The following is a 13,673-nucleotide window of genomic DNA, read 5'->3' as shown; positions in this document are numbered from 1 at the left end:
CCTTCGAAAGGGACCCCATGAGGTATGGCATGCCGCGCCACCAGATGCGCGTGTTCGACGACGGCAGCCTGTTTGCGGGCTCCGACGCGCGCTGGAAGACACGCCGCTACACCGCCACGCTGCTGCTGGCCTTGTCTGAACGACCAATCGAGGTCGAGGTCGACGGCCATTTCGAGCGGCACACCGCCATCGCGCTGCGCCCCTACGTCAGCGGGCGGTTGGCGATCCTTGCCACGCCGTTCGTCTCCATCGATCTGGCACCCGAGCACCCCGCGTTTGCGGCCTTCGAAGCCATTGCCGACCCGGGTTGCGTGGCGCTGCCGGCTGAGCGCTTCGCCCTGGTGCGCCGCGAACTGGCCGCCTTGCACACCGGCCAACTGAGCGACCCGCGCGAAGCCCACCGCCTGCACCGCCGCGCCGCCAACCTGGCCGCCGGCCTGCTGCCCGAGCGGCCCGCACTCGACACCCGAGTGGCCCTGGCGCGAGCGCTCCTGCGCAGTAACCCGAGCCTGTGCGCGCAAGAACTCGCACAGCGCTGCTGCCTGTCGCCGCACCGCCTGTCGCATCTGTTCTCCGACGAACTGGGCATCACGGTGCGCCAGTACCAGCAGTGGCTGAAGATCCAGTCGGCCGCGCGCTTCTTCGGCAGCGGGCTGAGCCTCACGCAGATCGCCGAGGCGGCGGGCTTCTCGGATTCACCGCACTTCTCGAAGGTCTGGTCGCAGGCCTATGGCGCACCGCCGGTGTTCTTCTTCAGCAACCCCGATGTGGCGGTGCAAACCTGGCGCCAGGCCTCTCGCGCCAAATCGGGCGCGAAGTCGCGCTTGAACTCCCTGAGCGCAACGGACAGCAGCCACGAGCGCGCGGCCACGCCCAGCGTGTAGGCGCACTGGCGCCGCCGAGTCACGGCTCATCTGCTTCTCGGGCAGCCTCCCTTGCGGTGGATGCCCCCCCCGACCTTCCCGAGCGAGCACACCGTGCTCATGCTCTCGCGCCGCGGCATGTCACCCGGTGCCAAGTTGCGCCATGAACATCGCCGATTGACGGCACCCGCGGAAACCGTCACGCCTCTCGATCGCGCGCAGCCACTACATTGCGCATCAAACAAGCGATCACCCGGAGGAGGAAGCTTTGTCATCTGCCCCACACGACCCGCACCCGAACCAGTTCGCCCTGCTGGCGCAGCGCCGCTTCGCGCCCTTCTTCTGGACGCAGTTTCTCGGCGCCGGCAACGACAACCTGTTCAAGTTCGCCTTCACCGTGATGGTGACCTACCAGCTGCAGGTGAGCTGGCTGCCGCCGGCGCAGGCGGGCCTGGTGATCGGGGCGCTGTTCATCCTGCCCTTCCTGATCTTCTCGGCCACCAGCGGCCAGCTCACCGACAAGGTCGACAAGACGAAGATGATCCGCTTCGTCAAGTGGTTCGAGGTCGTGGTGATGGCGATCGCCGCCTACGGCTTCGTCACCGCGCACGTGCCGGTATTGCTGCTGTGCGTGTTCCTGATGGGCCTGCACTCCACGCTCTTCGGGCCGGTGAAGTTCGCCTACCTGCCGCAGCACTTGAGCGAGCGCGAGTTGACCGGCGGAAACGGCATGGTCGAGATGGGCACCTTCGTCGCGATCCTGCTGGGCAGCCTGATCGGCGGGGTGCTCGTGGTCGTGCCGCAGGTGGGCCCGCAGTACATCGCCTGGGCCTGCCTCGGCGTGGCGGTGCTGGGCCGCGTGACGGCGCAGTTCGTGCCGCCCACGCCGGCCACCGACCCCGGCCTCACGATCAACTGGAACCCGTTCACCGAGACCTGGCGCAACCTGAAGCTCGCGCACGAGAACCGTGCGGTGTTCCGCTCGCTGCTGGGCATCTCGTGGATGTGGTTCTTCGGCGCGGTGTTCCTGTCGCAGTTCCCCTCGTTCTCGAAAGAGGTGCTGCATGGCGATGCGAACGTGGCCTCGCTGCTGCTGGTCGTCTTCTCGGTGGGCATCGGCATCGGCTCGCTCTTGTGCGAGCTGCTCTCGCGCCGCCACGTGGAGATCGGCCTGGTGCCGCTGGGCGCGATCGGCATGAGCGTCTTCGCGATCGACCTCTACTTCGCCTCGCGCGGCCTGCCCGCGCCGGCCACGGCCTACACCGTGAGCGGCTTCATGGCGCAGGGCGCGCACTGGCGCGTGATGGCCGACCTGCTGCTGCTCTCGCTCTTTGCCGGCATCTACAGCGTGCCGATGTACGCGCTGATCCAGCTGCGCTCGCAGCCCACGCACCGCGCCCGCATCATCGCGGCCAACAACATCCTCAACGCGCTGTTCATGATCGTCAGCTCGGTGCTCGTGGGCGCGCTGCTGGCGATGCACTTCACGATCCCGCAGGTGTTCCTGATCACCGGCGTGCTCAACGCGATCGTGGCCTTCTACATCTTCATGCTGATGCCCGAGTACCTGCTGCGCTTCATCGCCTTCGTGGCCACGCGGCTGGTGTATCGCTTCAAGCTGCGCGGCGACGAGCACATCCCGACCGAGGGTGCGGCCATCCTGGTGTGCAACCACGTGAGCTTCGTCGACGCGGTGCTGCTGATGGGTGCGAGCCCGCGGCCCATCGCCTTCCTCATGGACCACCGCATCTTCAAGACGCCGGTGCTGGGCTGGATGTTCAAGCTGGCCAAGGCGATCCCGATCGCACCGCAGAAGGAAGACCCGGCGGCCTACGAGCAGGCCTTCGAGCGCGCCCGCGAGGTGCTGGCCGAGGGCGACCTGCTGTGCATCTTCCCCGAGGGCGGCATCACCCGCGACGGCCAGCTCGGCGAGTTCAAGGGCGGGATCATGAAGATCCTGGAGACGAACCCGGTGCCGGTGGTGCCGCTCGCGCTGCAGAACCTGTGGGGCTCGTTCTTCTCGCGCATGGGCGGCGCGGCGATGACGCACCCCTTCCGCCGTGGCTTCCTGAGCCGCGTCGGGCTGATCGCCGGCCCCGCGCTGGCGGCCGATCAGGTGTCGCCCGGCGCGCTGAAAGAGCGCGTGGCGGCGCTGCTGGCGCAGCCGATCCCCGGCGTACCCCGCAGCGCCTAAAATCGCGGGTTCTGTCCCGACCCACCAGCGAGTACCCCGTGGCCGCCACCATCCTCCAAAAGCTCCCCGCCGGCGAACGCGTCGGCATCGCCTTCTCGGGCGGCCTCGACACCAGCGCCGCCGTGCACTGGATGCGCAAGAAGGGCGCGATCCCCTGCGCCTACACCGCCAACCTCGGCCAGCCCGACGAGAGCGACTACGAGGACATCCCCCGCAAGGCCAAGGCCTACGGCGCCGACATCGCCCGCCTCGTGGACTGCCGGGCGCAGCTGGTGGCCGAGGGCATCGCCGCCGTCCAGGCCGGCGCCTTCCACATCAGCACGGGTGGCGCGACCTACTTCAACACCACCCCGCTGGGCCGCGCCGTGACCGGCACCGCGCTGGTGGTGGCGATGAAGGAAGACAACGTCCACATCTGGGGCGACGGCAGCACCTACAAGGGCAATGACATCGAGCGCTTCTACCGCTACGGCCTCTTGGCCAACCCGGCACTGCGCATCTACAAGCCCTGGCTCGACCAAACCTTCATCGACGAACTCGGCGGCCGCAAGGAGATGAGCGAGTTCCTGATCGAGAACGGCTTCGACTACAAGATGAGCGTGGAGAAGGCCTACTCGACCGACTCCAACATGCTCGGCGCCACGCACGAGGCCAAGGACCTGGAGTTCCTCGACAAGGGCATGCACATCGTCAACCCGATCATGGGCGTGGCCTTCTGGAAGGACGACGTGGCTGTGAAGGCGGAGCGCGTCTCGGTCGCCTTCGAGGAAGGCCGCCCGGTCTCGATCAACGGCGTGCGCTTCGGCAGCGCCGTGGCCCTGTTCGAGGAAGCCAACAAGATCGGCGGCCGCCACGGTCTGGGCATGAGCGACCAGATCGAGAACCGCATCATCGAGGCCAAGAGCCGCGGCATCTACGAAGGCCCGGGCATGGCGCTCTTGCACATCGCCTACGAGCGCCTGGTCACCGGCATCCACAACGAAGACACCATCGAGCAGTACCGCACCAACGGCCGCAAGCTCGGCCGCCTGCTGTACCAAGGCCGCTGGTTCGACTCGCAGGCCATGATGCTGCGCGAGAGCGCCCAGCGATGGATCGCCAAGGCCATCACCGGCGAAGTGACGCTCGAGCTGCGCCGCGGCAACGACTACTCGCTCATGAACACGGTGAGCCCCAACCTCACCTACGCGCCCGAGCGGCTGTCGATGGAGAAGGTGGAAGGCGCCTTCCAGCCCATCGACCGCATCGGCCAGCTCACCATGCGCAACCTCGACATCGCCGACACGCGCCAGAAGCTCGGCATCTACACCGCCGCCGGCCTGTTGGGCGCGGAAAGCGAAGGCAGCCTGCCGCTCTTGACGCACAACAGCGCGGGCGACAAGCCGACGGGCTGACCCCTCCCCGCTGACACCCTTGCGACGGCCCCTCAGGGGCCGTTTGCACAAGAATCGCCGTCTCAACACTGGAGACGAGCATGAGCACGCAGACAACAAGCAGCGAAGAACGCGTCCGCATCACCGTGGACGAGCGCGGCGTGGCCGAGGTGGCCCTCACGCGCGCCGACAAGATGAACGCGATCGATGCGGCGATGTTCCGCGCGATCAACGACGCCATCGAGCAGCTCAAGGCCGATGCGCGCGTGCGCGTGGTCGTGGTCCACGGCGAGGGCCGCGCCTTCTGCGCCGGGCTCGACATGGGCCGCTTCCAGCAGATGGGCCAGGGCCAGACCAGCGGCACCATGGGCACCGACCTGCTCACCCGCAGCCGCGGCCTCGCCAACGACGCGCAGTACGTGGCCTGGGGCTGGCGCACGCTGCCCGTGCCGGTGATTGCTGCCGTGCACGGCGTGGCCTTCGGCGGCGGCTTGCAGATCGCGCTCGGCGCCGACATCCGCCTCGTGCACCCCGAAGCCAAGCTCGCCGTGATGGAAGTGAAGTGGGGCCTGGTGCCCGACATGGCCGGCGTGGTGCTGATGACCGAGCTGGTGCGGCCCGACGTCGTGCGCGAGCTGACCTACACCGGGCGTGTGGTGTCGGGTGTGGAGGCGCAGCAGATCGGCCTGGCCACCCGCGTCAGCGACGACCCGCTGGCCGATGCCCGCGCACTCGCCGCACACATCGCCGCGCAAAGCCCCGATTCGATCCGCGCCAGCAAACGCCTGCTCAACGGCGCCTCGCCCGTGCCTGCGGCCGCGGTGCTGATGGCCGAATCGGTCGAGCAGAAGGCGCTGATCGGCAGCCCCAATCAGCGCGAGGCGGCACTCGCCGGGCTGGAGAAGCGCCCGGCCGTATTCCGCTGAAGATCGCTACGAAACCCCGCGCGCCCGATCCGCCTTGAACTGGGCGCGGAAGGCCTCGAAGGTACCCGCATCGAGCGCCTCGCGCACCTCGCGCATCAGGTTCACGTAGTAGTGCAGGTTGTGGATGCTGGTGAGCATGGGCCCCAGCATCTCGCCGCAACGGTCGAGGTGGTGCAGGTAGGCGCGGCTGAAGCCCTTGCAGCAGGTGCAACTGCAGGTCTCGTCGACCGGGCGCTCGTCGGTCTTGTAGCGAGCGTTGCGCAGGCGCAGGTCGCCGAAGCGAGTGAAGAGGTGGCCGTTGCGCGCGTTGCGGGTGGGCATCACGCAGTCGAACATGTCGACACCGCAGGCCACGCCTTCGACCAGATCCTCCGGCGTGCCCACGCCCATCAAATAGCGCGGCTTGTGGGCCGGCAGGCGGTGCGGCGTGTGCGCCATGATGCGCAGCATCTCGTCCTTGGGCTCGCCCACGCTCACGCCGCCGATGGCGTAGCCGGGCAGGTCGAGCTCGACGAGTGAAGCCAGCGACTCCTCGCGCAGGTGCTCGAACATGCCGCCCTGCACGATGCCGAAGAGCGCGTTGGGGTTCTCCAGGCGATTGAACTCGGTGAGACAGCGGCGCGCCCAGCGCAGGCTGAGTTCCATCGAGATGCGCGCCTCTTTCTCGGTGGTGAGGTGGCCCTTGGTCTCGTACGGCGTGCACTCGTCGAACTGCATGACGATGTCGCTGTTGAGCACACGCTGCACTTGCATGCTCACCTCGGGCGTGAGAAAGAGCTTGTCGCCGTTGACGGGCGAGGCGAACTTGACGCCCTCTTCGCTGATCTTGCGCATCTCGCCCAGGCTCCACACCTGGAAGCCGCCGCTGTCGGTGAGGATCGGTTTGGTCCAGCCCTCGAAGCGGTGCAGGCCGCCGAACTGCGCGAGGATGTCGAGCCCCGGGCGCAGCCACAGGTGGAAGGTGTTGCCCAGGATGATCTGGGCACCCATGTCGTCGAGCGACGAGGGCATCACACCCTTGACCGTGCCGTAGGTGCCCACGGGCATGAAGACCGGCGTCTCGACGACGCCGTGGTTGAGGGTCAGGCGGCCGCGGCGGGCCTGGCCCTCGGTCTTGAGCAGATCGAACTGGAGCATGCGGCGATTGTCGCCGCATGCGTCCCGCCGATCACAGCTTCCAGAGCAGCTCAATGCCGCCGGCGAGGCCTTGCAGCTCCGACTTCGGCAACTCGACGTTGCCATGCACCTGCGAGTCGCGCATGGCGTAGCTCCACTGCCCCCACAGGCCCAGGTGGACGGCGGGCAGCACGGCGAAGCTGTAGCGGCCCGCCAGGTTCAGGTCGTAGCCCTTGGTGCCGGTGAAGTCGTGGTCGGCGAAGGCGGTGTTCTCCAGGCGACGCCACACCGGCAGGCCCACGGTCGCGCGCACGCTGTAGTGGCTCGAGCTGTTGCGCACGCGCTCGCTTTCTAGCGTGACGCCCAGGTTGAGCATCACTTCGTTGGCCGACTCCTCGATCGTGCGATCGGCGGGCAAGGCGACGACGTTGTCCGGGCCAGCCGCGAAGTTGTAGCGCTTGAAAGACTGCGTCTGGAACGAGCCGCCGCCTGTCACGAACAACTGGTTGAACATGCGGTAGTGCAGGAACAGTCGCGTCTTGGTTTCGTTCAAGCTGAAGCGGTTGGTCTGCAGCACCGGGCTGGAGAGGTTCACGCCGCCGATGCTGCTGGTCGTGGCCGACCAGGTCTCGGTGACGGTGCCGGGTGCGAAGGTGGCTTCGCTGTCGAGCGACATCAGCGTGTCGGCGTTGATCGCGAACACGGCGCCCGTGATGAGCAGCGGCGAGGTGGCCTTGGCCTCGCTCTCGACCGGCACGATGCTCGGCATCTCGCGGTAGGTCATGCGGGTGGCGCCCAGACCCATGAAGTACGAGAAGCCGCGGTCATCGGGTTGCGCGAGGCTGGATGCGGGTGTGGGTTGAGTCGGGGTCTGCGCCTGCGCAGCAGCGGCCGAGCACAGCGCCGCGCCGAGCAGGGCGATCTTTGAGAGGGACTGGTTCTTCATGTGTGTGAGGCGAAAAAAAGCGGGCCTGCGCTTGACACAGGCCCGCTGGGGGGTTGCTTCGGTTACTGGCGAATCGAGATGCTGATCCGCGAGTTGTTCTGCGGCGCCGTGGCGGTGTTGGGCAGGTAGACCACCGACAGGCCCACGCCGGGCAGCGACATGCCGTTGAACGCACGCACGGTACCGACCGCGGGGCGCGAGAAGTAGCCCGCGCGGCCCGAGTTCACCGAGATGGTCTGCGTGGTCGCCGGGGCTCCCACACCGTTCGAGATCGAGACGGAGCTGCGCGTGTAGCTGCCTGCCGCGGTGTCGTTGGCAGTCACCGTATTGCGGGTCTCGTCGATCCCGAGCGCCACGTAGTTCACGTCCATGCCGAAGTTCCAGTCGGTCGTGACGCGACCCACAGGTGCCAGCAGCAGCGAGCGCTTCTTGACCGCCATGAACGGCTCACCGGAAGAGGTGGTGCCGACGATCATGACTTCGCCATTGCCCGCCTTGTAGGCGTAGAAGCGGTCGGTGTACGGCTCCGGATCGGCTGCGTTGGAGCTCCAGTTGAAGCTGCCCGCGCCGACGCGCGTGATGGATTCAGGGAGCCAGCTGAGCTGGGTGCAGGCGGCCTCGGCCACGCTCACCGCGTCTTCCCAGCAGCGGTAGTTGGTGACCGCGCCATCGGCACCGATGGTCACGTAGCCGGCCTCCACGTCGCGATCGTTGCGGTCTGCGGCGAAGGCGGTGTACTCGCCGGCCAGGTCGGAGACCGCCAGGTCCTGCACCGGCACCGCCATCATCAGGCGAGCCGCACCGCGATCGGCCGTGCCGACCGTGTCGTCGTCGGTGCCGACCACGTTGCGCATGACGATCACACCGGCCGCGGAGACAACCACATCGCCACCATCGGGCGTGGTGTAGCGGCAGTTCTGGCTCGACGCCGTGAGCTGCACTTCATCGTCCACGCCAAAGGTGGCCTTCAGGGTCGATGCGTCGAACGCGAACAGCTCGGTGGCGGTGTTGGGCGTGTCATCTGCGCCAGCGCTGCGAGCGAACTTGATCAGGCGGTACTGCGTGCTGCGCAGGTAGTCGCAAGTCGCAGCCTTGGGCAGCAGGCTCATGCCGGCGGCCAGCGACGCCGTGTTGGTGTCCGTCGCGGGCGCGGCGGCCGAGGCGGCGACAACGCTGGCGGTGAGGTCCGAAAGCTCGCTGCCGGACGCATCGAGCTTCGCGCCCAGCGCATCGAGCACGCCATCGTAGGCGGTGCCGCTGCCGGCCACCAGGTTGCCGCTCACCATGTCTTGCGAAGCCAGCACGGTGGTGTCGACGCCGGCGCTCTTCAGCACGGTGATGACGTCTTCCTTGGCCGCAATGATGGCGGCCGGGGTGAAGGTGCTGGCCAGCGAGGCGCCGGTGGCCCCGGTCATGAAGGTGCCGGGGGCCTGGCCCGTCACCTGAGCGACCAGCAGTTCGGTCACGGGCGTGATGTTCGAGGTGGCAGTTGTCGCGCCGCTGCTGCCCGTGGCCACCGAGTGCAACACGAGGGTGGCGTCAGCGCCGGTGCCGGCGGCTTCGAGCACGCAGGGCAGCGTGGCATTTGTCACAGTCAGGGTGTACGTGCCGGTGCCGTCGGTGACGCCCGGCGCGCTCACGGTGCCCGCGGCGCACTTCGCCGTGACGTTGGCGCCCACGAGCGCCGCGCCCTTGGCCACCACGCCGCTGAGCGTGAGCGTGACGGGCGTGCCGCCGCCGTTGCCACCCGTGCCACCAGTTCCACCGGTGCCGCCGCTGCCGCCCGCGGGCGCGTCGTCGGAACCGCCGCCGCAGGCGACGAGGACACCGGCCGTGGCCAGCGCGAGTACGAGATTCAGCTTTCTCATCGTGTGTTGCTCCTTGAGTGATCGGGCCCGTTTTCGGGGTGTGTGGAGCTTGCCAAGCGGCCGGTTGGGCCGGCCTCATCCGAATGGCCGATCCCACCACGCATCCGTGCGCAACACGTCACGCCGGCTCGCGTTTCGCAACGCTCGAAGGCCGATGCGCGCGGGCAGAATCTCGGCTGTCCCGCGCTGTCCCCATGAAAACGCTACTCGTCGACGACCACCCCCTGTTTCGCGAAGGCCTGGCGCTGTTGATGGCCAAGGTCATCCCTCATCTCGAATGCCGCCAGGCCGGCAGCCTGGGCCAGGCCATCGAACTGCTGCAGCAAGAGCCCGAGTTACGACTCGTGCTGCTCGATCTGGAGCTGCCCGACGCGAGCGGCACGATGGGCCTGCGACGGCTGCGCGATGCCGTGCCGGAAGTCACGGTCGTCGTGCTCTCGGCCGATGAATCGCCCGAGACCGTGATGAACGCCATCGACGCCGGTGCGGCGGGCTTCATCCCCAAGACCTCGCAGGCTGGCGTGATGCGCGCCGCACTCCAGACCGTGTTTGCGGGCGGCGTGTACCTGCCGCCGCACGTGCTCGGGCTGCAGACCGACGCCCCCGTGGCCGCCGAGGCTGCACTGGGCCTGTCGCCACGCCAACTCGACGTGCTGCGCCTGCTGATCGACGGCAAGTCGAACAAGCTGATCTGCCGCGAGCTGGAGCTGTCGGAATCAACGGTGAAGACACACCTGGCGGCGATCTTCCGCCGCCTGGATGTGAACTCTCGCACGCAGGCCGTGGTGGCCGCGGCGCAGATGGGCCTGCGCCTGGGCGTCAGCTACGCGGGCTGAGGGCCTGCATCTGCAAGGCCTGGTCAATGGCGGCCAACAGTTCTTCGGTACGGAAGGGCTTGTGCAGAACCGGCACTCCGCTTTGCGAAAGCATCGCGAGGTCATCGGGCGAGGTGTCGCCTGTGACCACCAGCGCCGGGATCGGGCCACATCGCCCACGCACGAGTTCGACCACCATCAGCCCACTGCCGTCGGGCAGCCGCTGATCGGTGATCAACAGATCGGCATAGCACCGCTCCGGCGGGGGTTTGTGCAAGGAAGACGGCGCATCGAGTGGGGGCGGCAGGCTCTCCAGCAAGGCGGGCACGCCACTGAGCGCCAGCACCTCGGCGCCCCACGCGCGCAGCCGCTCGGCGAGTGACTCGAGCACGACCGTGTCGTCGTCGACCAAGGTGATGCGGCGGCCTGCCAAAGGCTGGTGGCGCACGGGGGGCGATGCAGGTGCGGTCTCCATGTCGGCCACACGCGGCACGCTCAGTTCGAAGCAGCTGCCGCGGCCCACCTGCGATCTCAGCTGCAGCCGATGGCCGAGCACCTGGGCACTGCGCTTGACGATGGACAAGCCCAGGCCGAGCCCTTTCGCGTGCTCGCGGGCCGTGTTGTCGAGCTGCACGAACTCGTCAAAGATCCTCGCCTGGTCGGCCTCCGCGATGCCGATGCCCGTGTCCCACACCTGCAGCACCACCTGCTCGCCGCGCGCCCGCGCCGCCACGAGCACGGTACCGCGTTCGGTATAGCGCAGCGCGTTGGCGATCAGGTTGCGCAAGATCTGTTCGAGCAGCAGCGGGTCGGAGCGCACCGCCAGGCGGGTCGGCCTCACGCGCAGGCGCAGGCCCTTGCGGACGGCCACCTCCGACTCGTGCACGGCGATGGCATCGAACAAGGGCTGCAGGGGCAGGCGCGTGGGGCGCGCGCGCGCCGTGCCCGACTCCAGGCGCGACAGGTCGAGCAGGCCCTTGAGCAGCGACTCCATCGAGGCGAGCGCGTCGTCCACGCGGTCGATCAGCTTGCGCAAGGCCGGCGCCACATGCTGCTCGCGCATCAGGCTGACCATCAGCCCGATGGCCGCCACGGGCTGGCGCAGGTCGTGGCTGGCAGCCGCGAGAAAGCGCGTCTTGGCGGCGTTGGCGGCTTCGAGCGCGCGGGTGCGCTGCTCCACGCGGGTTTCGAGCGCCTGGTTGAGGTGCTCGACCTCGTTCATGACGCGCACGAAGCGACCCAGCTGCATCAGCCCGTAGACGCCGAACGCCAGAGGCATGGCAAAGGGGATCATGAACTGGCCGGTGACAGGCAGCACGCCCTGCTGGAACAGGTAGTCGTGCACGCCGGCGAGCAACAGCCCGGCGAAGCCGATGACCAAGGCGATGTTCATCGGCGAACGGTCCTTGCGCATGGCGCGCCACACGATGACCAAGGTGGCCAAGCCGCCGATGAGCACAAAGGGGTAGATCACCTTGCGCATCACGGTGAGCCCACCCGAGGGCGCGACCGCCGCGGCCACCACCGACAAGGTGATGCCGATGACCCACAGGCCGATGTCGATGCGGCCGGGCCGGCGCTGCGTGTGCAGGCTGAGCGCGAAGGCGGCGAACAGCACCACCGTCCAGACTTGGGCGCAGAAGTAGAGGGTGTCGCCCACCCCCACGGGCAGCATGCTGACCTGCATGAAGTAGGTGTAGTTGCGCACCGAGCCCAGCAGCGCGAGCGCGCCGAAGAGCCCCATGGCCCGCTCGCTCGGGCGCATCCAGCGCACCAGCAGCATCAGCGCGGCGAGCAGCGCCATCGCCATGTTGAGCGAACGGGGCAGTTCGTCGGTGCGCAGCTCGCGGTGCGCCTCTTCGCGCATCAGCTCGGCCATCGGCCCGATGCGCACCGCCGAGAGCCCGCCTTGGATGCGATGCGACACATCGAACTGCAGCTCGTTCACCCCCGGCCGCAGGACCAGTGGCGGCAGCACGAGAACAACCCGCACCGGGTGCGCGTAGCCCAGCTGGCGGGTGTCTTCGATCACCATGCCGTTCAACGTGACGAGGCGCGTGGAGCTCAAGCGGGTGAGCGACACGCCGATCGGCACCGCCGGCCGCTGCGCGAGCGTGAACTGCAGCGTGTAGCGCCCGTGGCCCACGCTGCGCAAGCCGCGCTGCGCCCAGGTATCGGGCAGGATCACCTGGGCCGGCGCGGCAACCGGTGCCTGTGATGGCTCGGCTGTCGGGTCATCGCCCAGCGCCTCGAAGCGCGCGTCCGTCACGGCGAACGACGGCGCGGCAGGGGCGTCGGTTTTCGCACCCGGGCTTTGCGCGTGCGCGAGCACCCCCCCCAACAGGCCCAGGGTGAGCACAAGCAGCGCCATCGCAGCCCAGGGCCCGCGGCGCATCCACGACAGGACAACCGGCATGGCGCGTAGCCTAGCGCGCGACGCGCCGGGTGAGCTCGTTCTTTTGGCCGATGCCGCGTGCTAAATCAGGCAACTTCGGGCCGCGCCAGCAGCATCGCATCGCCATAGCTGAAGAAGCGGTAGCGCTCGGCCACGGCGTGGCGGTACAGCGCCTTCACATGGGCGTGGCCGGCAAAAGCGCTCACCAGCATCAGGAGAGTGCTCTTGGGCAGGTGGAAGTTGGTGACCAGAACGTCGACCACGCGGAACGCGAAGCCAGGCGTGATGAAGATGTCGGTGTCGCGGCTGCCCGCGAGGAGCACGCCGCCGCGCGCCGCCGATTCGAGCGCACGCAAGGTGGTCGTGCCCACGCTCACCACGCGGCCGCCGGCGGCTTGGGTCGCCGCGATGGCGTCCACCGTGGCCTGCGGCACCTCGAACCATTCGCTGTGCATCTTGTGATCGGCGATGTTCTCGGTGCGCACCGGCTGAAAGGTGCCCGCGCCCACATGCAGCGTGACGCTGGCGCTGCGCACGCCGCGCGCGTGCAGGGCGGCGAGCACGGCTTCGTCGAAGTGCAGCGCGGCCGTGGGGGCCGCCGCGGCGCCCGGCTTGTCGGCAAAGATGGTCTGGTAGCGGCGCTCGTCTTCGGCGTCGTCGGCGTGCGTGATGTAGGGCGGCAGCGGCACGTGGCCGTGCCGCTCGATCAGCGCGAAGGGATCGCTCGGGAAGCGCAGGCGAAAGAGCGAATCCTCCGGACCCGCGCGGCCGAGCATCTCGGCCTCGAAGCGGCTCGTGCCATCGCCACTCGCAAAGGTGATGCGCGCGCCCGCCTTGGGCGACTTGCTGGAGCGCAGGTGCACCCACACCTCGTGGCCGCGCTCCTGGCCCGGAAGCACCCGCTCGACCAGCGCCTCGACCGCACCGCCGGTTGACTTGGCGCCAAGCAGCCGCGCCTTGATGACCTTGGTGTCGTTGAAGACGAGCAGGTCGCCCGCGCGCAGCAGGCCCGGCAGCTCGTGAAAGATGCGATCGACCGGCTGCGCGCCGGTGCCATCGAGCAGGCGCGAGTTGCTGCGTTCGGCGGCAGGGTGCTGGGCGATGAGTTCGGGCGGCAGCTCGAAGTCGAAGTCGGAAAGCCGCAAGGGTGCGGCAGAAGAGGTGGACGACATATGCC

General features: G+C 68.3%; 10 protein-coding genes. 5 read left to right on the top strand and 5 right to left on the bottom strand.

Annotation, left to right across the window (positions count from 1 at the left end; translation table 11 throughout):
• The first annotated feature begins 29 nt into the window (after positions 1–29).
• The 4 genes from AC1KAR_RS10695 (at position 30) to AC1KAR_RS10680 (ending at position 5,356) form a co-directional block, all read left to right on the top strand.
• Positions 30–884, top strand: a complete 855-nt coding sequence (locus AC1KAR_RS10695) for a helix-turn-helix domain-containing protein (RefSeq protein WP_480317272.1) — start codon at positions 30–32, stop codon at positions 882–884.
• Between the two features lie 247 nt (positions 885–1,131).
• Positions 1,132–3,057 (top strand): MFS transporter, encoded by a 1,926-nt coding sequence (locus AC1KAR_RS10690; RefSeq protein WP_480317270.1) that lies wholly within the window; start codon positions 1,132–1,134, stop codon positions 3,055–3,057.
• Positions 3,058–3,095: 38 nt separating this feature from the next.
• Entirely contained in the window at positions 3,096–4,451 is a 1,356-nt protein-coding gene (gene argG, locus AC1KAR_RS10685; protein WP_480317268.1) for an argininosuccinate synthase, read from the top strand.
• A gap of 80 nt (positions 4,452–4,531) precedes the next feature.
• Positions 4,532–5,356: a crotonase/enoyl-CoA hydratase family protein gene (locus AC1KAR_RS10680; protein WP_480317266.1), complete on the top strand. Its 825-nt coding sequence runs from the start codon at positions 4,532–4,534 to the stop codon at positions 5,354–5,356.
• A gap of 6 nt (positions 5,357–5,362) precedes the next feature.
• Here the strand turns inward: AC1KAR_RS10680 and tgt are convergent, their stop codons facing one another.
• The 3 genes from tgt to AC1KAR_RS10665 form a co-directional block, all read right to left on the bottom strand.
• Positions 5,363–6,493: a tRNA guanosine(34) transglycosylase Tgt gene (gene tgt, locus AC1KAR_RS10675; protein WP_480317264.1), complete on the bottom strand. Its 1,131-nt coding sequence runs from the start codon at positions 6,491–6,493 to the stop codon at positions 5,363–5,365.
• Between the two features lie 31 nt (positions 6,494–6,524).
• Positions 6,525–7,418 (bottom strand): hypothetical protein, encoded by an 894-nt coding sequence (locus tag AC1KAR_RS10670; RefSeq protein ID WP_480317262.1) that lies wholly within the window; start codon positions 7,416–7,418, stop codon positions 6,525–6,527.
• Between the two features lie 62 nt (positions 7,419–7,480).
• Positions 7,481–9,286, bottom strand: coding sequence for a hypothetical protein (locus tag AC1KAR_RS10665; RefSeq protein WP_480317260.1), 1,806 nt, complete (start codon positions 9,284–9,286; stop codon positions 7,481–7,483).
• Between the two features lie 194 nt (positions 9,287–9,480).
• Here AC1KAR_RS10665 and AC1KAR_RS10660 point away from each other — a divergent pair, with 194 nt between their 5' ends.
• The gene (locus AC1KAR_RS10660; RefSeq protein WP_480317258.1) at positions 9,481–10,122 is read left to right on the top strand and encodes a response regulator; all 642 of its coding nucleotides are present in this window, start codon (positions 9,481–9,483) and stop codon (positions 10,120–10,122) included.
• Here AC1KAR_RS10660 and AC1KAR_RS10655 read toward each other — a convergent pair.
• Both AC1KAR_RS10655 and queA read right to left on the bottom strand, forming a co-directional pair.
• Positions 10,106–12,517 (bottom strand): sensor histidine kinase, encoded by a 2,412-nt coding sequence (locus AC1KAR_RS10655; protein WP_480317256.1) that lies wholly within the window; start codon positions 12,515–12,517, stop codon positions 10,106–10,108. The two genes, AC1KAR_RS10660 and AC1KAR_RS10655, sit on opposite strands and share 17 nt — an antisense overlap.
• A gap of 65 nt (positions 12,518–12,582) precedes the next feature.
• A complete protein-coding gene (queA, locus tag AC1KAR_RS10650) occupies positions 12,583–13,668 on the bottom strand; it encodes a tRNA preQ1(34) S-adenosylmethionine ribosyltransferase-isomerase QueA (RefSeq protein WP_480317254.1) in 1,086 nt (361 codons plus the stop codon).
• Positions 13,669–13,673: the final 5 nt, after the last annotated feature.

It is taken from the genome of Piscinibacter sp. PDB1-1 (assembly GCF_056675995.1).
The sequence above is the reverse complement of the archived record's forward strand: the minus strand, read 5'-3'. Positions and strand labels throughout refer to the sequence as shown.